The sequence below is a fragment of the Caenimonas koreensis DSM 17982 genome, from assembly GCF_009646335.1.
GTDB lineage: Bacteria > Pseudomonadota > Gammaproteobacteria > Burkholderiales > Burkholderiaceae_C > Ramlibacter > Ramlibacter koreensis.
On the sequence record NZ_WJBU01000023.1, the window covers coordinates 16478 to 36966 of the forward strand.

At 61.8% G+C, this 20489-nt stretch carries 23 protein-coding genes; 9 read left to right on the plus strand and 14 right to left on the minus strand.

The window, feature by feature from the left end; genetic code table 11:
* Positions 1 to 46: 46 nt before the first annotated feature.
* From GHT07_RS18860 to mobC, 9 genes are all read right to left on the minus strand, one after another.
* Complete coding sequence (locus tag GHT07_RS18860) at positions 47 to 379, minus strand: copper-binding protein (RefSeq protein ID WP_153586656.1); 333 nt, start codon at positions 377 to 379, stop codon at positions 47 to 49.
* Between the two features lie 29 nt (positions 380 to 408).
* A complete protein-coding gene (locus tag GHT07_RS18865; RefSeq protein ID WP_153586657.1) occupies positions 409 to 897 on the minus strand; it encodes a cupredoxin domain-containing protein in 489 nt (162 codons plus the stop codon).
* A gap of 12 nt (positions 898 to 909) precedes the next feature.
* The gene (locus tag GHT07_RS18870; protein WP_153586658.1) at positions 910 to 2328 is read right to left on the minus strand and encodes a multicopper oxidase family protein; all 1419 of its coding nucleotides are present in this window, start codon (positions 2326 to 2328) and stop codon (positions 910 to 912) included.
* Between the two features lies 1 nt (position 2329).
* Positions 2330 to 3748 (minus strand): TolC family protein, encoded by a 1419-nt coding sequence (locus tag GHT07_RS18875; protein ID WP_153586659.1) that lies wholly within the window; start codon positions 3746 to 3748, stop codon positions 2330 to 2332.
* 8 nt (positions 3749 to 3756) lie between these two features.
* Positions 3757 to 4089: a hypothetical protein gene (locus tag GHT07_RS18880; RefSeq protein WP_153586660.1), complete on the minus strand. Its 333-nt coding sequence runs from the start codon at positions 4087 to 4089 to the stop codon at positions 3757 to 3759.
* Positions 4090 to 4190: 101 nt separating this feature from the next.
* On the minus strand, positions 4191 to 4595 hold the full coding sequence (locus GHT07_RS21795; protein ID WP_407646661.1) for a DUF2946 family protein: 405 nt from the start codon (positions 4593 to 4595) through the stop codon (positions 4191 to 4193).
* A 200-nt stretch (positions 4596 to 4795) separates the two neighbouring features.
* Entirely contained in the window at positions 4796 to 5902 is a 1107-nt protein-coding gene (locus GHT07_RS18890) for a zeta toxin family protein (RefSeq protein WP_323741015.1), read from the minus strand.
* A gap of 2 nt (positions 5903 to 5904) precedes the next feature.
* A complete protein-coding gene (locus tag GHT07_RS18895; protein WP_323741016.1) occupies positions 5905 to 6156 on the minus strand; it encodes an antitoxin in 252 nt (83 codons plus the stop codon).
* A gap of 17 nt (positions 6157 to 6173) precedes the next feature.
* Positions 6174 to 6749 carry a plasmid mobilization relaxosome protein MobC gene (gene mobC, locus GHT07_RS18900; protein WP_323741017.1) on the minus strand — a complete coding sequence of 192 codons (576 nt, stop codon included), beginning with the start codon at positions 6747 to 6749 and terminating at the stop codon, positions 6174 to 6176.
* A gap of 265 nt (positions 6750 to 7014) precedes the next feature.
* On the opposite strand from mobC, the gene GHT07_RS18905 reads away from it, so the two are divergent.
* The 4 genes from GHT07_RS18905 to GHT07_RS18920 are packed head-to-tail and all read left to right on the plus strand — an operon-like array spanning position 7015 to position 8817.
* Positions 7015 to 7359 (plus strand): hypothetical protein, encoded by a 345-nt coding sequence (locus GHT07_RS18905; RefSeq protein ID WP_153586662.1) that lies wholly within the window; start codon positions 7015 to 7017, stop codon positions 7357 to 7359.
* A 16-nt stretch (positions 7360 to 7375) separates the two neighbouring features.
* On the plus strand, positions 7376 to 8128 hold the full coding sequence (locus tag GHT07_RS18910; protein ID WP_153586663.1) for a nucleotide-binding protein: 753 nt from the start codon (positions 7376 to 7378) through the stop codon (positions 8126 to 8128).
* Positions 8129 to 8563 (plus strand): hypothetical protein, encoded by a 435-nt coding sequence (locus tag GHT07_RS18915; protein ID WP_323741018.1) that lies wholly within the window; start codon positions 8129 to 8131, stop codon positions 8561 to 8563.
* An 8-nt stretch (positions 8564 to 8571) separates the two neighbouring features.
* Positions 8572 to 8817, plus strand: coding sequence for a hypothetical protein (locus GHT07_RS18920; RefSeq protein WP_153586664.1), 246 nt, complete (start codon positions 8572 to 8574; stop codon positions 8815 to 8817).
* Positions 8818 to 8864: 47 nt separating this feature from the next.
* Here the strand turns inward: GHT07_RS18920 and GHT07_RS18925 are convergent, their stop codons facing one another.
* Positions 8865 to 9701, minus strand: a complete 837-nt coding sequence (locus tag GHT07_RS18925; protein WP_153586709.1) for a DUF932 domain-containing protein — start codon at positions 9699 to 9701, stop codon at positions 8865 to 8867.
* A 685-nt stretch (positions 9702 to 10386) separates the two neighbouring features.
* On the opposite strand from GHT07_RS18925, the gene GHT07_RS18930 reads away from it, so the two are divergent.
* Entirely contained in the window at positions 10387 to 10806 is a 420-nt protein-coding gene (locus GHT07_RS18930; protein ID WP_153586665.1) for a hypothetical protein, read from the plus strand.
* Between the two features lie 446 nt (positions 10807 to 11252).
* Here the strand turns inward: GHT07_RS18930 and GHT07_RS18935 are convergent, their stop codons facing one another.
* Positions 11253 to 12332 carry a hypothetical protein gene (locus GHT07_RS18935; RefSeq protein ID WP_153586666.1) on the minus strand — a complete coding sequence of 360 codons (1080 nt, stop codon included), beginning with the start codon at positions 12330 to 12332 and terminating at the stop codon, positions 11253 to 11255.
* Between the two features lie 319 nt (positions 12333 to 12651).
* Complete coding sequence (locus GHT07_RS18940; protein WP_153586667.1) at positions 12652 to 14586, minus strand: ParB/RepB/Spo0J family partition protein; 1935 nt, start codon at positions 14584 to 14586, stop codon at positions 12652 to 12654.
* 755 nt (positions 14587 to 15341) lie between these two features.
* Here GHT07_RS18940 and GHT07_RS18945 point away from each other — a divergent pair.
* Together GHT07_RS18945 and GHT07_RS18950 are read left to right on the plus strand one after the other, a co-directional pair.
* Positions 15342 to 16043, plus strand: a complete 702-nt coding sequence (locus GHT07_RS18945; protein ID WP_153586668.1) for a hypothetical protein — start codon at positions 15342 to 15344, stop codon at positions 16041 to 16043.
* Positions 16044 to 16090: 47 nt separating this feature from the next.
* Entirely contained in the window at positions 16091 to 16327 is a 237-nt protein-coding gene (locus GHT07_RS18950) for a hypothetical protein (protein WP_153586669.1), read from the plus strand.
* A 58-nt stretch (positions 16328 to 16385) separates the two neighbouring features.
* On the opposite strand, the gene GHT07_RS18955 is transcribed toward GHT07_RS18950, so the two are convergent.
* Complete coding sequence (locus GHT07_RS18955; RefSeq protein WP_153586670.1) at positions 16386 to 17309, minus strand: SOS response-associated peptidase family protein; 924 nt, start codon at positions 17307 to 17309, stop codon at positions 16386 to 16388.
* Positions 17310 to 17371: 62 nt separating this feature from the next.
* Between GHT07_RS18955 and GHT07_RS18960 the strand changes: the two genes are divergently transcribed.
* Positions 17372 to 17737, plus strand: a complete 366-nt coding sequence (locus GHT07_RS18960) for a hypothetical protein (protein WP_153586671.1) — start codon at positions 17372 to 17374, stop codon at positions 17735 to 17737.
* Positions 17738 to 17774: 37 nt separating this feature from the next.
* Positions 17775 to 18260 (plus strand): hypothetical protein, encoded by a 486-nt coding sequence (locus tag GHT07_RS18965; protein WP_153586672.1) that lies wholly within the window; start codon positions 17775 to 17777, stop codon positions 18258 to 18260.
* Here GHT07_RS18965 and GHT07_RS18970 read toward each other — a convergent pair.
* Complete coding sequence (locus tag GHT07_RS18970; protein ID WP_153586673.1) at positions 18257 to 20488, minus strand: ParB N-terminal domain-containing protein; 2232 nt, start codon at positions 20486 to 20488, stop codon at positions 18257 to 18259. The genes GHT07_RS18965 and GHT07_RS18970 overlap by 4 nt on opposite strands.
* Position 20489 lies beyond the last annotated feature (1 nt).

Consider the following 20489-nt stretch of genomic DNA (forward strand, 5'->3'; position numbering starts at 1 on the left):
CAAACAACGCCACCGCCGACCGTCGCGGTGGAGGAGTCATAGGTTCCTATTTACTCGGCTGAATCTCGACGACGGTCATCTTGCCGCCCTCGTTCAGCGCCTTGAAGCGAACCTTGTCGCCGTTCTTGACCTTGTCGAGCGCGGTGGCGTCCTTGACGTCGAACACCATCGTCATCGGTGGCATCCCGAGGTTCTTGATCTCGCCGTGCTTGAGCGTGATCTTCTTGTTTTCCTTGTCGACCTTGCGCACTTCGGCGTCCGTGTAGTCGGCGGGCGCCGCGGCGCTCGCCGCAGGCATGCTCATCTGAGCGTGGGCTGCGCCGTGCGAGATCGAAGCGCCAAGCAAGGCAGCAAGAACGAAGCGATTGAGGGATTTCATGGTTTCTCCTTTGAAATGGATGGAAGAGTTCAGGGGTTGACGGTGATCTTGCCGACCATGCCGGCCTGGTAGTGGCCGGCCACGAGGCAGGCGAAGTCGAACTGACCGGGCCGATTGAAGGTCCAGACGAGCTCGCCGCTCTTGCCCGGCTTGACGTGTGTCATGTAGGGCTCGTCGTGCTCCATGTTCGGAAACTTCATCATCAGCGCGGCGTGCTCATCAAGTTCCTTCTTGGTGCCGATGACGAGTTCGTGCAGCATCTGGCCCGCGTTCTTGACGACGAGCCTGACGGTCTCGCCGCGCTTGACTTCGATGCGATCGGGGGTGAAGCGCATGTTGTCGCTCATCGTGAGCTCGACCGTGCGGGTGACCTTCTTGGCATCGGCCGCGATGCCCCACGGTTTCTGTTCTTTGCGCACGGCGCCCGCCTTAGCTGGATGCTCTTCGTTGCCGTGTGCGAAGGCTGCCGTGCCGGCGACAGCGATCAGGCCTGCGATAAGGAAGTGGATGGATTTCATGTCTTGTTCCCGTCAGTGGTGGCCGGAGTGGCCGTTCGGTTTGCGGATCTGTACCTCGGTGTCTTTGGGCGGCGCGACCTTCGCCGGCATCGAGCCGGAGCCTTGCGTTTGCGCCTTGGGCGCGGTGGGCAACTCGCCCCGCCACTCGTAAGCCTGCGTGCCGGGCGCGTGCTTGTACCAGCCCGGGTTGCGATAGTCGCCCGGCTTCTGATCGCGCCTGACCTTCACGACCGTGAACATGCCGCCCATCTCCACGGAGCCGAACGGGCCGTCACCGGCCATCATGGGCGCGGTGTTGTCCGGCAGCGGCATCTGCATGTCCGTCATGTCGGCCATGCCGCGCTCGCCCATGACCATGTAGTCGGGGATCACCTGCGTGATCTTCTTGACCACCTCGCGGTGATCCACGCCGATCATCGTGGGCACGTCGTGGCCCATCGCGTTCATCGTGTGGTGGCTCTTGTGACAGTGGAAGGCCCAATCGCCTTCCTCGTCCGCGATGAATTCGACCTGCCGCATTTGCCCGACGGCCACGTCGGTCGTCACTTCCGGCCAGCGCGCGCTCTTGGGCGTCGGGCCGCCGTCGGTGCCGGTGACCATGAACTCGTGGCCGTGCAGATGGATCGGGTGGTTGGTCATCGTCAGGTTGCCGATGCGGATGCGCACCTTGTCGCCGCGCCGCACGTTCATCGAATCGATGCCCGGGAAAATGCGGCTGTTGAACGTCCAAAGATTGAAGTCCAGCATCGTCATGATCTTGGGCGTGTAGGAGCCCGGCTCGATGTCGTAGGCATTGAGCAGAAACACGAAGTCGCGGTCGACCTCTTCGATCAGTGGGTGTTTGGACTTCGGATGCGTGACCCAAAAGCCCATCATCCCCATTGCCATCTGCGTCATCTCGTCGGCGTGCGGGTGATACATGAACGTGCCGGGTCGCCGCGCGACGAACTCGTACACGAAGGTCTTGCCGGGCTGGATCGACGGTTGCGTCAGGCCTGCGACGCCGTCCATGCCATTGGGCAGGCGCTGGCCGTGCCAGTGCATGCTCGTGTGTTCCGGCAGCTTGTTGGTGACGAAAATCCGCACGCGGTCGCCTTCGACGACTTCGATCGTGGGTCCGGGAGACTGGCCGTTGTAGCCCCACAGGTGCGCCTTGAAGCCCGGTGCCATTTCGCGCACCACGGGTTCGGCGACCAAATGGAACTCCTTGACGCCGTTGTTCATGCGCCAGGGCAAGGTCCAGCCATTGAGCGTGACGACGGGGTTGTAGGAACGACCGCTCGATGGATGAAGCGGTCCGGCCGTATCGGCCTTGGTCTGCACGGCGGGTTCGGGCAAGGCGGCCATGGCCACCTTGCTCACGCTGGCAGCCGCCACGCCCGCGGTGATCGCGCTGGCGCCAGTAAGGAAATTGCGTCTGCTGGTGGTCATGTCAATGGCCCTCGCTGCTGCCGGATGTGCTGTTATTGATTGAAGCCGGTCCGAAGGCGACGGGCTTGCCGATGAGGGCGGCGGACATGGCGGCATCGGCCAGCCAGAACTGCTGCTGCGCGTTGATCGACGCCATCACGCTGGCGATCTGCTCGCGTGTGTCGGCCAGCAACTCGAACACGCCGATCAGCATGCCGTTGTAGCGAAGCACGTTCTCCTCGGACATGGTCTTGCGCAGCGGCACGATCTCGTCGCGGTAGTGCTTGGCGATGTCGTACGCAGTGCGGTAGGCCGAGTAGCCTTCGCGAAGCTGGGAGCTTGCCGAGCGTGTGACCAGCTCATAACGGCTCACGGCCGCGAGCGTCTGCGCGTTCATCGCAGCGCGCTGCGCGCCGCCCCAATCGAACAAAGGCAGACGCACGTCCAGTTCGTAGCCCCGGCGCGTCGCCCGCGAGCCGGTCGCGTTGTCGAAGACGGTGTCGCGCCTCACCCCAACTTCGGTGTCGACAAGCCGAGAGAGCAGGTCGAGGCGCTGCGCCTTGCCGGCTGCCTCGAGCTGCAGACGCGAGAGTTGCCAGTCGAGCCGCTGCTGCAGCGCGGCCTGGCGGGTGTCGGCAGGCGACGGCGGCGCACCGGGTAGCTCGGGCAGTCGATCAGGCAGCTTCAGGCGCGCGGCCTGCGCATCGTCCAAGCCGAGCAAGCGAATCAACTCTTCTCTCGCGGCCGTCGCCGTGTGTTGCGCTGCGGCCAGCTGCGCAGTGGCATCGGCGTAGAACACCTGCTGCCGTGCGCGCTGCAGCTTCGTGAAATTGCCCACTTGCTGCATTCGGCGCGCGAGCTCCGCACTGGCTTCGGCGGCGTCTTTGATCTGCTTTGCGTACTCATGCTGCTGGCTAGCCGCTACCGCGCGAACCCAGGCCTGCCGCACGAGCGTGACTTGTTCGATGACGCTGCCTGTCAGCTGAAGCTGCGACTGGGCCAGGCGGTTGCGCGAGATCACCTGCCGCTGCGGCAGGGTGAGCAGGTCCAGCAAACCCATGGAGAGCAGCCGGCCGATCTCCAGTTCGTCCGCAAAGCGCATGCGCTCGAAGCTGAAAACTGGATTGGCGATGCGGCCGGCCTGGTCGGCGGCCGCCAGCTGCGTCCAGCCCTCGGCGATGAGCGACTGGAAGGCCGCACTGTTGGCGAGCGCGAGTTGAACGGCTGCGTCGCGAGACAACGGCGTGTCCAGCAGCTCGTCCACCAGCTTCTGCCGCTTGGCCTCCGGCGCATCGCCACCGCGCGCGGCCAGCTTGCCCTGCGTGAAGGATGCGGCTGTCTCGTTGGTCTTTTCGATGGCCTGATCGACATTCACCGAAGCGCAGCCCGCGAGGACCAATGCCGAGGCCGGAATGAGGAGGTTTCGCAAGTGTGTTCGCATGCCCGCTCCTAGTGCTGATGGCCGCTGCCGACCTGCGATGCGGGGCGCTGCGACCCGGACGCGGCTGGAGTCGCCGGACCCGCTGCAGCAGGAGCGGGCTTTCCCTGAACCTCAGCGGCGTAGGCGCGCCAGCCACCGATGCGGCCGACCGTGCCGTTGGATTCGGGCCAGGTCAGCACCTTCTCGTCGGTGAAGGGGCGGTAGCCATCGAAGGCCGATCTGTACGTCGCCGCAGCGGGCGGCTGCGGACTTGAAGCCACAGGCTGTGGCGGCTGCTGCGCAATCGCTGTCGCGCTGATGAAGATCAGCGCCAGCCAGCGCACGGGCTTGAAAGAAGACATGTGCATCCTCGCGAATGGACGGACGACGCCGCAGCGTGAGCAGCGACGGACGGACGTGTTGCGTCACGCCGTGCGGGCTTGCCGCACGGCCGAAGCGGGATTCACGCGCGAGGCGGTTTGTCGGGGACCGGCGAAGGCCGGGTGGGGAAGGCGACGAAGAACTCGGACCGCAGGACATGCGGCACCGGCGTCGGGTTCACGAGATGAGGTGTTTCGGTGATTGCCACGCTGTGGCTGCACGCACCGCAGACTCCGCAGCTGTGGCCGGCATCGGGCAGTTGCTGGTCTGCCTCATGAGGCTGAGAACCTGGCGACACGTGATCGTGTTGATGATCATGAGCCACTTTGCCGTCGTGGGCATGCGGTTCACCGTGGGCATGCGTGGCCACGCTCGCCAGCGCGGCTTTGCCCGCCGGCCCGCAGTAAAGCATCGAAGCAGCGGCGAACCCCTGCAGCGGAAGCGCGAGCAGGAGCAGCCAAGCTAGAACGACACGAAGACGGAGCATCAAGAATTGATTCTAAGCAACCCGGCGAGTGTGAACCTTGCCCCCAGGGCAATGTCAAGCTCTACAGTTCAAACGGAAGAGCATCTGTTCGTATCACACCTTCGGCTCGCCGCTCAGCAATGCGTCGTCGCACCCTTGGAGGGCAGCGAAGCGACCCAACGTCGGGTAATTGCGGACAACAGTAAGGCTACCGGGTGCGTCTAGAGCGATTGTCCGACCTCGCTGCGGTCCCGCAGTAGCGCAAAAGGCCGTTCGAATTCGCCCATATCAGGGAGCTTGCCCAGCGCCGCGCGATCGGCAACCTTAGCGTCGAACTTCTCAAAATTTGGTACGAGATCGTGGAATTGAGCTGCCTTCTCGTGAAAGCCTCGAAAGTAGGCCGCCTTAACCAGCTCGTTGCCAGTGTGCTGGGCAAAGCGCGAGTCCCTGGCGAACGTCGCGGCGTTGGCATTCAACCTGGTCATCGCATGATCGTGAATCCGCGCTTTCTGCATGTCCTGGACTCGTCGCTCGTGCCCTGCGATAGCCTCAAGGTAGGCTGATGGAGCGCTGCGGGCCGCCGCCGCAGCCTCGACGGCCGTCCACGCCTTGCCAAGCGCGCTGAGCTTGGCGTCCGACAACGCGCGGCCGGTGGCCAGCGCTTCAAAGGCGTTTCCCTGACTATTGCGTGGCGAGTTGCTGTCGTACAGCAACTCGCCGGTACGATTGACCACGCGCACGCGATCGAGCTGCGTCGCCGTCTTGGCCACGGTGGTATCGAAGCCTTGGAGCGCATCGTCGTGATACGACTCGGCGATGAAGCGCGGGTTGTTCGAGCCGGCGGCGTGCTGCATCTCGTGGCGCTGATAAACGCCTAGCAGACTTTCCTCGCGCGGCGTGGCCACAGCCACGAGCTCGACCCTGTATCCCTGCTCTCGAAGACTTTGAATGAACTTGCCGGCACCGTCGGCATTGCGGAACGTGCCCTCCTCCACCATGTTGCGCCGTCCTTGCATGGCCAGCTCGCGCAGCGAGGTGACCAGGCGGCCAGCGTCAGCTTGTGTCTGCTCGGATGGCGGCCTGCTGTCTCCGATGCGGATGCGTTCGCGCATCCGGTCGGCGTCGACATGAATGAACCCACCCTGCGCGGCAAGCTCGGAGCGCACCGCGGCGGCCGCCACGCTCTTGCCCGCGCCAGGCTGACCACCTACCAAGACGATGGTGGGTCGGTTTTGCGCTTGCGTCTTCGCTTGTCGATCGGAGAAGTACGCGGACGCAATCTCGCGGACCTCTGCGTCGGACAGAGGCTGATAAGCGGCCGTCGCCACTACTAAGCGCGGAATACAGGATCGCTCTTGGACAGGATCCGTTCGATCGTGGTCCTGTCGGCCGGCTGCAAACTCTCCTGCAGCTCGTCGATCGCCTTCAGGCGAGCTTCGCAATACGCAATCAAGGCTTGCGACGGTGCGACCTTGCGGCGCTCGTCGTGAATCGCTTGCATGAATGGTTGGCGGCTTTGGCCCAGCACTTCGAGTGCCACCTCGTAGCTAATGCTCTCGCTGTTGATGCCCAGGTCTAACACGGTCTTCCCTTCAATAACTATGAACGCTTGCGCACGCGCTGCCCGCGTCCCTTCTGTTCCCAAACTGTAGTGCCCGCATTCAGCACCCGCAACACCTTGCCGACGTGCTCGGTGATCTCCTTGCGCAGCGAGGCGAGCTTCTTGCCGACTTCCGGCATTTTCTCGCCGCCGCGCATCTTGACCAAGGAATTGAAGGCGCGCGCGATCTGGTTCAGATTCGTGCCCACCTTGGCCAGCTCGTAGTTGGAACGGCGCAAAACCTCGATCTCGTCACCCTGCAATTGAGGCTGCCCCAGGTGGGCAAGGATGAGGCTCGTGATGTAGTAGTTGCGCGCCGAGAATCGGCCTTCGGCCAGGTCATTGATCTTTTCGACGGCAACGCGCGGCAAGCGCAGCTCCACGCGCACCGTGTCTTCGGCCTGGTCGGGAGTCAGCGGCAACGCCGTCGCCGGCGACTTGGCCAAGTGCGACGCGATCAGCGAACGGACCATCAGGGACGCATTCGCCTGGCCATACAGATGTCTTGCAGCTTCCTGAAGCTGTTCCCTGGTGTCGGGTGGTACTCCGTCCACCCTGAGCATGTCACGCGCCACAGCGCTCTCCCTTCACGTCGTCAAGCGTGCCTAGTTGTAGCAACAACTTCCGGCGGTAGCCTATCCTGCATTAGCAAAATTATATCCCTTATCACCACCTTTAGATTGCCATTTCTCCAATGAACATACAAACAAATCACCAATACAAAAGCGAAATATCACCACGACTCACAATATCACCAATTGCAAAGCAAGTTGTCACCAAACTACTGAGTTTCTGGTGGAAAGGACCGACAATACGAGCGCGCAAAAAGGATGCGAGCCAATGAATCGAACGCAGAGCCTGGCTGGGTACATCAGGGAACATCTCAGTGAGCTTGAGGAACGCCTGTCGTTCGGGGTACGGCAGGAAGTCTTCGTGTCCGAGCTCGAAGCCCGCGGATACAAGACCACGCTGAAAGGCTTCCGCAATTTCTTGTATCGCGCCCGCCTTGGAGCCGCGCAGAAGCAGGTCCGCCCTCCGCCCATCCCGGAAACGCCGACAGATGCGCCATTCGTGACGGCCGCCTCTTCGAGACTGCCCCCGCGACCTCCGAACAACCCGCTGACGAAGAGCAAGGGGTTCGAGTTCGTTGGAACAAGCGCCATTGACGAATCCGAATTGATCTAGGGGAAACCAAGAACCCATGGCCACGAACACAGCGAAGAAGTCTTTGAAGTCTTCCGTCCATTTCACTTTGCAGGGCAAGGGCGGCGTCGGCAAGTCGCTCGTCTCCGCCCTGCTCGCTCAGTTCTTCCAGAGCATCGACGGGTGCACCGTGAAGTGCGTCGATACCGATCCGGTGAACCAAACGCTGGCCAGCTACAAGGCCCTGGGCGCTCAACACATTCAATTGCTGAGCGGCTCGAAGATCGACGAGCGAAACCTCGACCAGCTGATGGAACGCTTGATGACCGAGGACGGCATCTTCGTGGTTGACAACGGCGCCTCGAGCTTCGTCCCATTGTCAAACTACCTCATCGAGAACAATGCAATTCCCATGCTGCAGGAGGCCGGGCGCGAGGTGTTCATTCACAGCGTCGTAACCGGTGGCCAGGCCCTCACGGACACGCTCGCCGGCTTCAAGCAGTTGGCCGGGCAGGCCGAGACCAAGAACATCGTGATCTGGCTGAATGCATTCTTCGGCGCGATCGAGGCCAACGGAAAGACTTTCACGGACATGAAAGCCTATGCCGACCATTCCGACAAGGTGCGCGGCATCATTCGCATCGCCAAGCGCAATCAGGACACGTTCGGCAAGGACGTGGAGGTGATGACCTCGAAGAAGTTGACCTTCAACGAGGTCCTGAGCAGCAGCGAGTTCACGTTGATGGCCAAGCAGCGGATCAAGACCATGCAGCGCGAGATCTTTGAGCAGCTCGCCGCGGTGGACTTCTAAGTGGACCGACGTCAACTCATCGCGGCGCTCGTCGAGAAGACGGGCGTCAAGCTGGACGAGGACGACCCGGCCTTCCTGCTCGTCGACCTGAACCTGATGGTGCTAGACAGCCGAACCGATGCGGCGGCCGAGAAACTCGCTGCGGCGACCCGGGACTTCAATGCGGTGACGACACGAAACGTCGATGACTTCGTGGCGGTGGCCAACGAGGCGTTGTCTAAGTTCATGCAACGCACGGCTGAACTGAAGTCAACGCTCGACGCATTGCCGCGCGGCGGGCACCCCGCGCCTGTTGTCGCGACGGCACCCGCGGTGGCAGTTGCTCAAGTGGTGGCGAACAAGTCTCCGGCTTCGGTGCTGTTGTGGCTGGTGCCGCTGGTTTTCGCGACTGGTTTGGTTGTTGGGCTGGGCACTTCTTTCATGCTCGGGAAATAGGACTCAAGATGCTGACCTCTCTTGAATGGACCGGTTCGCTGCTCGGCCTAGTCGGCGCGTACCTCCTCGCCACTCACAGCCGCGTCTCACGCTATGGGTGGATCGCCTTCTTGGCGGCGAACGTCGCCATGATGGTCTTCGCGCTCGGTATCGACCGCTACGGCCTGCTCGTTCAGCAGGCCGGTTTCATGGGTACGAGCTTGCTCGGCCTGCATCGAGCCGGTCTCTGGCCGCGACGGCGCATTGCCGAATAGGCATCAGCCCGCGGCCAACACGCCGGGCCGCAGCCCCGCGTGCGGCATCACGCCTTGAGCTTGCGCATTTCCTCCGCGAGCATCCACAACGCGCGATTCATCTTCACCGATTGATCGATGCCCTGCACTGCCCGCGTGCGCTGGCGGCGGCCGTTGGCACTGCGCATCGCCAATCCTCCGCGAATCATGTTCTCCTGAACACGGTTGAACGTGGTCCACAAATCCGGCTTGTCGTCGGCCGAGCGGCGCGGCAGGAGCAGCTGCGCTTCGGTGATGGGCGCGGGCTTCGTTTCCTCGGGCTCGTACTTCAACGCGAGCGCGGAGCGTGCGAAGATTTCCGCCTCGGCCGGCTCGAGCGTGATGGCGCGCATGGAGTCGCGCACCTCGCGCACAAGCTCGAAACCATCGAGCACGTCGAACGCGCCTTGAATCACGTTTTCAACCACATCGCCTTTGTGATGCACGCGTACGTCGCCCACTACGTCACCGCATACGAGCCCGTTCGTACACACGAAGCGCAGCATTCCAGCCATCATCTGGTAGCTGCTCGTGCCATCGTGGCTGTTCAAGAGGATGATCTCGTTCGCTTCAGCGTCGTTGATTTGGCTGGCGTGCCGAAGGCGCAGCAAGTGTTTCGTGAACTCGCGTTTGCTTTCGTCGCGCACGCGCGTTTGCGCCACGACGAACGGCTGAAACCCTTCGGTGCGCAGCTTGGTCAACACCGTTGCCGTGGGAATGTAGGTGTATCGCTCCGACCTGCTGTCGTGAGGTGCAGGCGCGAAGATCGAGGGCGCAACCTTGCGCATCTGGTCCTCGGTCAATGGCACCGTACTCCGCAGGCAAGAAGAGTTGCGGCCGAAGCGAGATGCGAGTCGTGTGGTCATGATGTGATTCCTTTCGGTTTTCAGTGCTGCCGGGTCCCTAGATTCAGGAGCCCTCTTCGTTGAGGGTTCTTCAGGCGCTCGGGCCGGCTCCCGGATGTCGCCGCCGTTTCCCTGAGTTCGTTCGCCCAGGGGAAAACAGCGGGCAGGCGCGATGGGGAGCAAGGGGAAGCATTCGTAACGCGCAGCGTTATGAACACCCCTTGCAGGCGCAGCCGGTCCTCAGCGAGCCGGGCCGCAAAGTCCCCGGTGAAGGCGAAGAACACAGGGAATCGGAGATCCAAAGCGATCCGGCTCACGCGACTGAAGAACCGCCGCGCGGCGAGCGCTTCTAGCGCCGAAGGCGCTCACTCGCGACGGCACACGCCGGCGCCCAGGGCGAAGCCCGCACCCCGATCTGGCGTTGCCAGGTCGGAAGCCTTCACGGGGAGATCAAGCGAAGCGCGATGGGGGATTGCGCTTGCGCATTCCCCCTGTAGGCAAGCCGTGCGCGCAGCTGCGCAGCAGCGTAGGCGTCATGGGATCGTCACCCGCATGGCCAGGACCGGCAGGACCTGGTCGCAGCGGCCCTGGGCCGCGCAGATAGAGCCCAGTGGCCAACGGCCAGACGCCCACACCAAAGTCGCCCCCGTGCGCGGGTAAAGTGCCGCCTCACAACGAACAAACCTCACACCACGGAGCGATGCACATGGCGAACTATCACGGACTCGAATTCAGAACGGCACTCGAAGCGAGGTGGGCCGCATTCTTTGACCTGGCTGGTTGGCAATGGCGCTACAACCCAGCCGCCGTCGACGACTGGAAGCCGGATTTCGAAGTGACCTTTCCGTGCGGCCACTCAGAGTGCCCCGACACCCACACGCTGCTGATCGCGGTCCTGGCCACCAAGGACCTGGATTCGGTGCGTGGACATCCAGCACTGCAATACACCTACCAGGAACACTTCACTGCTGATGCAGGAGCACTGTTCGGAAGCGAACCCGCCGCCACGACATGGGACATGTCCCACGGCGCCGGCGGTGGACATTTCGACGTGGCGTTTTGGGTCGATGACGCGGCGAAGCTCTGGGCCCAAGCCGGCGCGCAAGTCACCGCCCCAACGCGTTAGGCTCGCCACACATCGCATTCCGTGGACGAGGCGACGAGGACTGAACCGTCGTCGTCGCCCCTCTTTCCTCCGACCAACGGATAGCAGCTACCGGCCGCAGGCGCGTGCTTGACACTTCTACAATCGAATCGCGCGCGAGCACTAACCCGACACGGGTCCCTCGACGTAGTAAAGACCTCCCTCGGGAGGTCGTTTGCTTTCTGGCCACCGCGCAAGCGAACGCGCGGCGCTGCCCTTGCGCATAGCGCGAAGCGCTGTGCGCGGACCCCAGGGATAAGCCGAGCGGCGAACGGGATATCTGGCCCGCGGTGGACGTGGTTGCTGCCCGGCGAGGGCGGCGTTCCGGCCATTGCGGGCTAGATTTCCCTTCTTGAGCGACCTGCGCTTAAGCCAGGCGCGCAGCGCCTCTCTTGACGCCGCGCGCCGGCGAAGCCACTCGACGGCCGTTACCCCAACGGCATGGGATTGCGGTAGACAAACGTCCCCTTGATCGGATGCCATATCTGGCCGTTTTCGCCGGCCGCAACGCGGCATGCCTCAAAGAAGGGATGCGACAGCGAGTAGTCGTCATCCAAAGAGCACTGGCGAATGTGAACCCCCACTATGGGAAAGCCTGTGTGCCCTAAGCGCCGAATCGCTTTCGTCACGAACTCGGGAACGATTGGCAGTTGAACGTCGATGATCGTGATGTCGTCCGCGCGGACGTGCCAATCGATCCCATGAAAGAGCTCGTCCTCCGCCAGAGGATCGGACAGCGGCGATTCATCGTCGATAACGAAAGTGGCCAGCGAGTACAAAGAGCCTCGGTCATCTTGGACATTCTCGGTGCGGGCGAGAAACAATGGAGCACGGACCTGCGCTTCCTCCTTGTCGCCGCCCCAGTCGTAGTTGAGTTGCGCGCTTTCGACCTCGAACCTCGCGTGGGCGAGAACCGATCGCCCGAGCCGCTCCAGGAACAGCGAGGCGCGCACGTCGACCTTGTGACCCGAGTACGGCCGCTCGGTATCGACCTCCATCGTGACGTGACCGACGATCTCCTCCTCGTGCACGTCACCGATTCCCGGCAGATCGGCGATCGACACGTCAAACGGCATGTAGATTTCCCTCACGCCATCGTTGTTCGTGACCGCCATCGCGCTGCCGGTCTGTCCGTCGTTGTACGTTTCGCGCTGGACCATATCGTGCATCGCGTCGAACCAGGCGTTCTCCGACCCGTGCACTGCGGCCCGAGGCAAACACCCCGAGACCGCCTGACGGATCAACGCCGCGATCGAGGACACTTCGGCTTGCGGGACCAACGCCGAACATCGTTCCTCAAGGACATCCGCCTGGATCACGACATGAGCAACCTCGGCCAGATCGGACGATTCGTCGCCCGCAGATACCGCGGCCTGGTAGGCCGCGAGTGACCCATAGCCCAATGCGGCAACGACCAGCTGCTGGGCGTGCCCGAGCTTGAGGGGATGAAGGGTTTTTTCGCTGGCCTTGCGAAGTTCATAGGCCAAGCGTGAGACATCAACTGTCATGCAAAGCTCCAATATCGGCACAGGGCAATCCAGCGATTACTTGCCCCACACCGTGCGGAGTCGCATGCGGTTGAAGGAAGGCGAAAAGGAAACCGATCTGTTTTGAGCCGCTGGAAGCTCGGGCGGATGCCTAGCGTGCATTATGCCGAGCATCGAGCATGGAGCCAAGCCGCAGATTGATCGCGGCCCCGGCCGTGCATGGCGCGAAGCGCCAAGCAAGGACGCAAAGGACAAGCCGCGCAGCGGCTCACTTCAGGCCGTCCTCACCCGCCCACAAAAAAGCGGGCCGAAGCCCGCGCAAAGTTCACACCACACACAATCAATCGGCAGCGACTTCCTCGCGCTGCTTGCGGCGCAGCGGCTTCGGCAACCACCGCTTGCCGTGCAGTTGCGCGGCCGCAGCAGCCACGGCCGCATCCTTCTTCATCGCAGCGATGGGTTCGCCCGCCTTCGCGTCCACCGCCTGCGTCACGGCGTCGATCAGCTTGGCCTTCGGCACCGCCTGCAGGTAGGTGTCCGGCGTGGCTTCCCACCAGTCGGCCATATCGTGAGACAGCGCCTCGGCGAGCTCGTCGCTCGGCTGGAAGTGCTCGCGCTCACGACCGTGGACAGCATCGATGCTCTGCGCGGTCAGGTACGTAAGCAGGTCCAGCAGCACGTCCATCGACTGCGTGATCAGCCACGCAAACCACTGCCCTTCCTCTTCGGGAAGCGCCTCGTCCCATCGCTGGGCAACGGCGTCGAGGGACTTGATCGCGCGACCGTCAGCCGATCCAGCGGCCAAGTTCTCCGTCCTGTGACGGCTCTCGGTCAGACTCACCTTCGCGCAGCTGCGGTCACTGCAATGGCGCGAGGACATCAGCAGACCATGCGCGAGCGTGGCGATCGCCACATGCTGGTTGTCGAGCAGCGCAGCTTGAAGAGCGAGCGTGCGATGACTGGTCAAGGACAGCATCAGCTTCTCGGGAACGTCGGGCTTTGCCTTTGCAGGCCTGTCGCATTCGATCCCTGCGGCATCCAGCCCGCGCGTGGACTTCCGGTCCTCGGGCCGCACCAAGCCGCGATGTGCCGCCAACACGCCGTTTTCCAGCGTCACGACCACACCGGCCATGGCCTTGCATTCGTCCGTCCAGCAAAGCAGCCCTGCCCGCATTGCCGTCAGCTCGTTGTCCAGCCGATCCGATTCATCGGCGAAGCGTTCCCAATTCTCATCGCCCGCCTCTTCGCTCGCTTGCTCGTTGGCTTCGATCTTGCGCTCCAGTGCAGCGAGCGCCGCAGCCTCGCCCTTGGTCAGCTCACGCATCGCAGGACGAATCGCCGAGTACGCGGACTTGTCCGAGTAGTCGAAACGCGCGCGCACTTCCACCCAACGCCAGCCCTCGGCACGGATAGCGTCGGCCTCGCCGTCGAGCTTCTCTGCCAGCAGAAGGTCGAGCAGCGGAACATCGGTGAGATACGTCTGCTCCTTCGGTGAGAACAGGTCGAGCCGCGTGGTCCCGCCTGCGGCCTTGTACGCGCTCAGGCCAACGAACTTCACGCGCGCATCCGTCGTTAGCACTTCCTCGATCAAAAGGCGATTGCGCAACGTGTGCGCGTGCCGCTGGTAGCTGTCCAAGGAATTCCAGACCGCGACCTGATGCTCCTGATCGTCCGTCGCAGCCAGCGCCTGCATCTGATCGAGCGTAGCCTTGCCCTGCCGATACTGCGCCAGCAACACCGGAGCGACGTTCGCCAGCTTGAGCCTACGCTGTACAGATTTCACCGTCACGCCGAAGCGCGCGGCCACGTCCTCGATGCTGCGGCCTTCTTCGACCATTTTCCTGTAGCCCTCGAATTCGTCAGCCGGGTGCATTGCCTCGTGGTGGTTCTCGGCCATGCTCACCTCAGTCGCGTGATCGCGGCACACGACCTTGCATTCGACCGGCGAATCGGCCTCAAGCCTTCCCTGCTTCACCAGCAGCTGCATCGCACGCAGGCGACGCCCACCAGCGACAACCTCATAGCGCCCCGTCTCGCGACCATCGACCAGCTCGGGCACTACGTGCAACGCCATGAGCAGGCCTTGCGAGTAGATCAACGCGGCCAACTCAGCGATGCCGTCCGCGCTCGCCGTCGTCCGCACGTTGTCTTCGGACACCACAAGCATGTTCAAGGCGATGAACGTCGAGGGCTGTGAAGCCAGCGCGATGGCATTGTGTGCAGCCTTCGCGGCCTTGATCTTGTTGGTGGTCTTTTCATTGGTGCGTGTGAGCATGTCGATTCCTTTTGCGTGTGTTGATGTGATTCGGACTTCCCGAACCCCGCTGACCGGATTCCAAGATTCAGTCCAGCGATTTGTGTTGTGCTGAGACTGGAAGGCCTTGGAAGCCTGCCGCCGTTTTTCCTGAGTTCGTGTCCGTGGTCCGCTCAGCGAGTGAATGAAGGGCCGGCCGGCAATGGACCGTGGAATAAATGAGGGGACCCGCGCAGCGGGGAGGCGCGTTTATCCCGCGAAAGCCATTGCCGGATGGACCGCACTCGCTAAGGTCCACGAACAAGACGCGAACTCAGGGAACACGCGGTACAGGCCCACTCCGATCGAGGCACAACGGCGCGCGCCGAGCGCCTCTAGCGCCGCAGGCGCTCACTCGCGACGGCTTCGCCGGCGCCCAGGGCGAAGCCCGCACACCGATCTGGCCCAGCCAGGTCGGAAGCCTTCAGGGGGCGGCCAAGTGCAGCGCGGCGGGGGATTGCGCGTGCGCATTCCCCAAAGAGGCAAGCGGTCGCGCGCAGCTGCGTAGCAGCGCAGGCGTCATGGGATCGTCACCCGCAGGGGCCAGGACCGCAGGGCCTGGTCGCAGCGACTGCGAAGATAGAGCCCGGTGGCCAACGGCCAGACGCAAAATCAATCTCGACATCAAGCTGCGCCGCTCGGTTGCGCCTGCAGAGAATCGCTGCTAGAGTGTTCGGTCAGAGGGAAACCCCTCACGTTTGTCAGCGAATGCTGGCCTGTCTTTATTTGGAGAATCTATGCAACCCGCCAGACCGCGGATCATCCGCGCGTACGTCCCCGACCGCGAAACGAAGGTCGAACCCTCCCCGCCATGCGCAGTGTTGATCGACGGATCCGCACTCTATCTCGCAAGCGCACATCGGCCCGATAACCAGCGCCTCAACTACCCTGTCTTCGTCGACGTCCTTGCCTTCAAGGTGCCCGGACTGCATCCGGCGGGCGAAGGCGAACCGAAATCCATCTGGTCCATGTGGACCAGCGCCGATCCCTCCAATTCCAGCCAGACACGATTCCTCGATTTCGCGGAAAAGCGGCTGCAATGGGAAGTTCGCGCATGCAGACCTTGGCAGGCGCACGTAGTGTCGCCAGACCTGCTCTTTGGCGTTGGCGCCGACCTGGCAAAGGCGAACCGCCTCATGCGTTTTGACACGTCGATCGCCTTTGCGATGGCACGCCTGTGCGACACACATCGCGTGATAGTGGTCTCGGATTCATTCGCACTGCGCGAGCCGATCGCACGCGTCAACGAGTACCTACCCAAGCACGGCAAGGTCGTTCTCGCGTTTTTCGGGCAGGCCTTGGACCCGCGCTGGCGCGGCAACCTGCAAGATCCTTTCTCCCCCGAATTCATTGACCTCGACGATCACGAGAGTGAATTGTTCGGAGTCCCCAATCAGGAGGTGCGTGAGCCGGAAAAACGATCCGGCCTGATTTTCTAGTTCAACGACCGGGAATCCGGTCATCAAATTATTTTGAAAGGCTACACATGAAACGAGTCCATCACGGGATGAACCGTGCCGACTTCGACCATATCTGGATCGAGCTCGTCGGCGAAATCCTTCACGCCCGACGCACGGGCGAAGTCGTCTACCGTCACTCACTGCTCGACTACAGCGTTCGAGTGAATGGGAGACGAAAGGACACGACGCGCAGGCTGACTGCTGCCGGCATGGCCCTCGAGCGCCTACTCAATACGCCAGCCGCAAACGACGACAACTTCTAGGGCTGCACGCCCAGGGCGCGGCAAGATGCCGCGCCCGTTCGCGGCGCCTTGACGCCGATTACGCCGCAAGCCGATGCTCGTAATAAGGCCGCTCGCGATCATCAAGAATCGCAAAGCACGCAGCGAGATTCGCAGGATCTGGATTGAGCCAGGCATCGATGTTCTCCGGCTTGATCGGGATGATGCAACGATCGTGCCCTGCAGCTGACACTTCCGCCGGCGGCTCGTCGGTGATCGCGGAGAACGAAAGCAGATCCTGCTCGCCTGGCGCCGACCAATGCGACCACAAGCATGCGACAAGCATCGGGTCGGTCATCGACGGCTTAAATTCGAGCACGACGTTCGACCCATCGCGATCGACGTTCTCATAGAACGCGGTGACCACCTCGATCGCGTGATGCCGGCCGAACTGCCCTTTCCAAAATCCCTCGAGGTTGTCGCGACGCGCGTTGTAGGTGCCGGGATACTTCGTGTCGTAGAAGGCCGGCTTGCCGGCGGGCCGACAGCCATAGCGCATTGGCCGCAGCACGCGTTTCCCGTTTTCCGAAACGACGACGTGCGTGAACACATTCGGGTAGATGCGCGCGTCGCGCGGCTTTGATTCGGTGCGCTCCAGATCCGCCAGCCAACCGAGGATCTGCTCAGTCTTGCTCGACGCGATGCGCTGGTCGTGCTGGGCTTTCTTCGTGATCTTCGTCGCGAGAATTCGCTCCGCGGCCGCCAGGCGCTGTCGCTGCTTGAAAAGCTCCTGCTGCAGCCGTGTTTGTTCCGCCTCGCGCCATTCGTCGATCAACGCCTTCACGTCGCGCTCGGCCTGCGTCTGCGGATCGGCAAAGCCGTCCTCAAGCGCCTTGGGAATCTTGATCTTCTCGCCGGCACGCCGGCGCCAAAAGAGATCGAAGTAATCCTGCACGCTGATCTCGACGCCGAAATTGCGCTTGTACTTCTTCCACTCCGCGACGATCTGGGCCGAGTAGCACATGGGCAAAGTATCGCCTCGACCGCGGCTTTCCCGCTCCTGGTCAAATACTGTATGCTTGACCAGTGTTTGTAAAGGTGTGCCTCGGCTACGACGGCGGGGTTCCGACGCCCGGCCACGGTGAGCAGCGGCCGCTGTTCGGGCAGCTGTACTCCGACAAGGTCCGCCACGTCGACGTGCTGCTGCTTTGGCCGCTGGACTTCGCCACGAACACGCGAGCGTCGACAACGACAAAGCCGCTAGCGACCCTTTGGCGCCCTACCCTCAGCACCGTGATGGTCAATGAGATGTCATTCGGCGGATTCGAGCGCGTGCAGCTGGCCAGCCGGCGCCGCTGGATGATTCAACGGTGGCGGTGCGAGCCAATGACCTACCAGGACGCGAAGCGCCGCGAGGCCGAATGCAAGGCCGAAAAGTGGCGGTGGGCATGAAGCGGTAAGGTACGCCGCGCGGTCGTATATTGCCCGTATGGCTGACTTCGTCATCCTGCGTTTAGAGCGAAAAAGCGTCGCCGCGCTGAACCTGCGCGCGCCGCTATACGCGCTTGAGCAAATGATCGTGAGCGCAGGCGCCGTCCGCGAGTTCGCTGGTCGTGTGCGAATCGAATTCGAGGGCTGCTACGAACTCGGCGAAGTCTGGCTCGACGCGTGCGTACAGCGGTACATGCGCGAGCTCACCGACCTATTTCCCTACTGGCTTCATTTCGTCGATAAAGAAGACGAGTCTTTGCGTATCCTCATGTGCTGCTTGCTGCCGCCGCAGCAGGTCGAGCCGCACGGCAACGGCGAGCCACAAATGCAAATCAACGTCTTAGCCTGGAACGATCAGTTGCGGCGCCTGCGCCTCTACATGAGTAGGCTCCACGCCCAGTACGGTCTGTCGCCGGAAGAATCCAGTGCAATCGATCAATTGATCGCGGCTTGGTCGAGGCGCGTCGGGTTGACTCCCGCCTAGGCCTCGTTGTCCGTCATTGGAACAGGCACAGCACCTTCGAAATCAGAAGCCGCGAGCGGCGTTGCTTTTCCTCGAACATTCGCCAAGAAGGTTTCATAGTCTGTCTTGGCCTTGGCCGTCAGCTCAGCGCGCTTATCTTTGGTGATGTCTTCCACCGCGACCGCGTTGTCGTCGCAATACTGCCTCACCTTGCGAGCGAGCAGGTCCTTTGCAACTCGCTTACGGCACGCGATGCGATCGGTCTCGACCAGTTTCTGCAGCTCAGGATCAACAGGCGTCCAGAGTTCGAGAAGGAGATAGCGATACTTCGGCCATTCGGCGGGCTGCATTTCGCCTGTAAGCACGACGCCGCGAAAGGTCGGTCCACCAAGGACCACGCGCACGTCGGGATCAGACTCTAGCTTCCCTTCGAATGTCTGCATGAGTCGTTCCAGGTCCTTGAGGCTTCCGGGCCGGAAGAATTTGTGCAGCGAGTCCACATAGTTGTCGAGCGCTGAAGCCTGGGCCGACTCATCCGCGATTTGTGCCTGCTCGATAGCTTCCGTGAACGTGCAGATCAATGCGGTTTGGAACGCAACTGTCTCAAAGACGTTCTCGTACATGCGATCAATCGCGTCGCGAAGGCCTTGATGCATCTGTCCGTCCGGTGCGAGCTTCTTCAGCGTCGCGGTTGACAGTGCCTCAAGAAGGTGTGCGGCCCGCTTAGCTCGCATCTCTCCAATCAGCTCGCGCCGCTTCTTAACGAGCCCTTCGACCCGAGTAAGCGTCTCCACGATTGCCGGCGAGGTCCAACCGGGCTCCTTGTCTTTGAATCGGCGGTCCAAGCCCTCTCGAAATTCATCGAATGTGCGTGCGGTGCCTTCGCCGTCAAAAAGGATGCTTTCAAGCTCTGGCTCGTGGCGCCCCTTCAATTCCTCCTTCAACCACAGCGTTGCTCGCGCGAACGCGGACAGCGGCACGAATTTTCCGAAGAGCTTGTCGATTACCGGCACGTAGCGAGCGCGCCATTGCGCGCGGAACTCTTGAGCAATTTCGTCCGAATAGTTCGTGCGAGTATTCGCCTCTCGCTTGTCCTGCGGAATGGTGTCCTTCAGACCCAAGCGCTGATATGCCTCGGCGAGCTTGCGCTTTGGAGCGCCAATTTTGCTGCGCGCTTCTAAGCCGCGAACGTAGTCGCTGCTCATTAGGATGTGCTCGGCCATGTGGTACAGGTGGCTCACACCGCTAAAAGCAACGTCACTATTGACCTTGACGCGATCCCCCTCCTGGTCCAGCTCCACATTCCATATGCGCACTGCGGTGTCGTCCTTTTCCGCAAGCTGCTTGATGTGCGACAGAGTCTCGCGCAAGCATTCCGCAACAATGTCCTGGTCGTTAAGCAATCTATTGCGCGACTCGGAAACCTTCTTGGCCGTCTTGTTTAGGGTCAGAAATACGCGGCGCGCGGCCCGGACAACGTCGAGATTGTCTTTGCAATCGACGTCCAACTGCGGGAACGTGCAAATGATCATCGGCATCTGCAAGTCGTCAAGGTTGTACGACCGTATTTCTTTCTCAGGCCAGACCTTGTAATACCGTTCGTACGGCGCTCGACGAGAGTCCGTCCACGTACCCGTCAAGTTACGATGAAGGGCTAGGAGCGCCATGGCACGATGCTGCCCGTCCACAATCGCGAGCGCGCAGTTATCGCGCGACAACAGCAATCGCGCGCTATCAGGAGACACAGCTCCGTTCGAGTCGACGTACTCAAGAAACTGAAATTGCTCCTGCCCCAGCTGGCCGGCTGTCAGGCGCTGCTCGGAATATCCCGAGTGGGCAGCGGAGGGTGTCTTGGCGAGTTCGACCTTGTTATACAAGTCAGCCGGCATCTTGCTCAGCGGCTTCAATGGAAGCACGATCACCACGATCGGCGGGAAAAGCTTGATCTGTCCGGACACAGAGGCGTCAAGCAAATATGGAATTAGCTCCAGCGACACACGAGAGTCCTCGATGTCGCGTTGCATTATTTCGTCGAAGTCGAGTTGCTTGAGGTCGAAGACCTCACGTACCGGTGCGAGCATATCCAATAGCTGCAACTGACCTGCCTTTTGCGACAGCGTTACGTGCGTCAGTATGTACTTGACCTCTACTCCTGCCTTTTCGCCGTCCTCTTTTGAGACCCTGAAAGAACCCACGGTGCCAGGGATGTCTACGTTCAATGCGGTGCTTTTATTTGAGAGAAGGACCATG

Excerpts from the sequence above, each read along its gene's own strand:
- GHT07_RS18930 (WP_153586665.1), top strand. The coding sequence starts at position 10,387 with ATGGCGAACTATCACGGACTCGAATTCAGAACGGCACTCGAAGCGAGG.
- GHT07_RS18905 (WP_153586662.1), top strand. The coding sequence starts at position 7,015 with ATGAATCGAACGCAGAGCCTGGCTGGGTACATCAGGGAACATCTCAGT.
- GHT07_RS18965 (WP_153586672.1), top strand. The coding sequence starts at position 17,775 with ATGGCTGACTTCGTCATCCTGCGTTTAGAGCGAAAAAGCGTCGCCGCG.
- GHT07_RS18925 (WP_153586709.1), bottom strand. The coding sequence starts at position 9,701 with ATGACCACACGACTCGCATCTCGCTTCGGCCGCAACTCTTCTTGCCTG.
- GHT07_RS18945 (WP_153586668.1), top strand. The coding sequence starts at position 15,342 with ATGCAACCCGCCAGACCGCGGATCATCCGCGCGTACGTCCCCGACCGC.
- GHT07_RS18910 (WP_153586663.1), top strand. The coding sequence starts at position 7,376 with ATGGCCACGAACACAGCGAAGAAGTCTTTGAAGTCTTCCGTCCATTTC.
- GHT07_RS18880 (WP_153586660.1), bottom strand. The coding sequence starts at position 4,089 with ATGTCTTCTTTCAAGCCCGTGCGCTGGCTGGCGCTGATCTTCATCAGC.
- GHT07_RS18955 (WP_153586670.1), bottom strand. The coding sequence starts at position 17,309 with ATGTGCTACTCGGCCCAGATCGTCGCGGAGTGGAAGAAGTACAAGCGC.
- GHT07_RS18935 (WP_153586666.1), bottom strand. The coding sequence starts at position 12,332 with ATGACAGTTGATGTCTCACGCTTGGCCTATGAACTTCGCAAGGCCAGC.
- GHT07_RS18970 (WP_153586673.1), bottom strand. The coding sequence starts at position 20,488 with ATGGTCCTTCTCTCAAATAAAAGCACCGCATTGAACGTAGACATCCCT.
- GHT07_RS18950 (WP_153586669.1), top strand. The coding sequence starts at position 16,091 with ATGAAACGAGTCCATCACGGGATGAACCGTGCCGACTTCGACCATATC.
- GHT07_RS18875 (WP_153586659.1), bottom strand. The coding sequence starts at position 3,748 with ATGCGAACACACTTGCGAAACCTCCTCATTCCGGCCTCGGCATTGGTC.
- GHT07_RS18860 (WP_153586656.1), bottom strand. The coding sequence starts at position 379 with ATGAAATCCCTCAATCGCTTCGTTCTTGCTGCCTTGCTTGGCGCTTCG.
- GHT07_RS18940 (WP_153586667.1), bottom strand. The coding sequence starts at position 14,586 with ATGCTCACACGCACCAATGAAAAGACCACCAACAAGATCAAGGCCGCG.
- GHT07_RS21795 (WP_407646661.1), bottom strand. The coding sequence starts at position 4,595 with ATGCTCCGTCTTCGTGTCGTTCTAGCTTGGCTGCTCCTGCTCGCGCTT.
- GHT07_RS18870 (WP_153586658.1), bottom strand. The coding sequence starts at position 2,328 with ATGACCACCAGCAGACGCAATTTCCTTACTGGCGCCAGCGCGATCACC.
- GHT07_RS18865 (WP_153586657.1), bottom strand. The coding sequence starts at position 897 with ATGAAATCCATCCACTTCCTTATCGCAGGCCTGATCGCTGTCGCCGGC.
- GHT07_RS18920 (WP_153586664.1), top strand. The coding sequence starts at position 8,572 with ATGCTGACCTCTCTTGAATGGACCGGTTCGCTGCTCGGCCTAGTCGGC.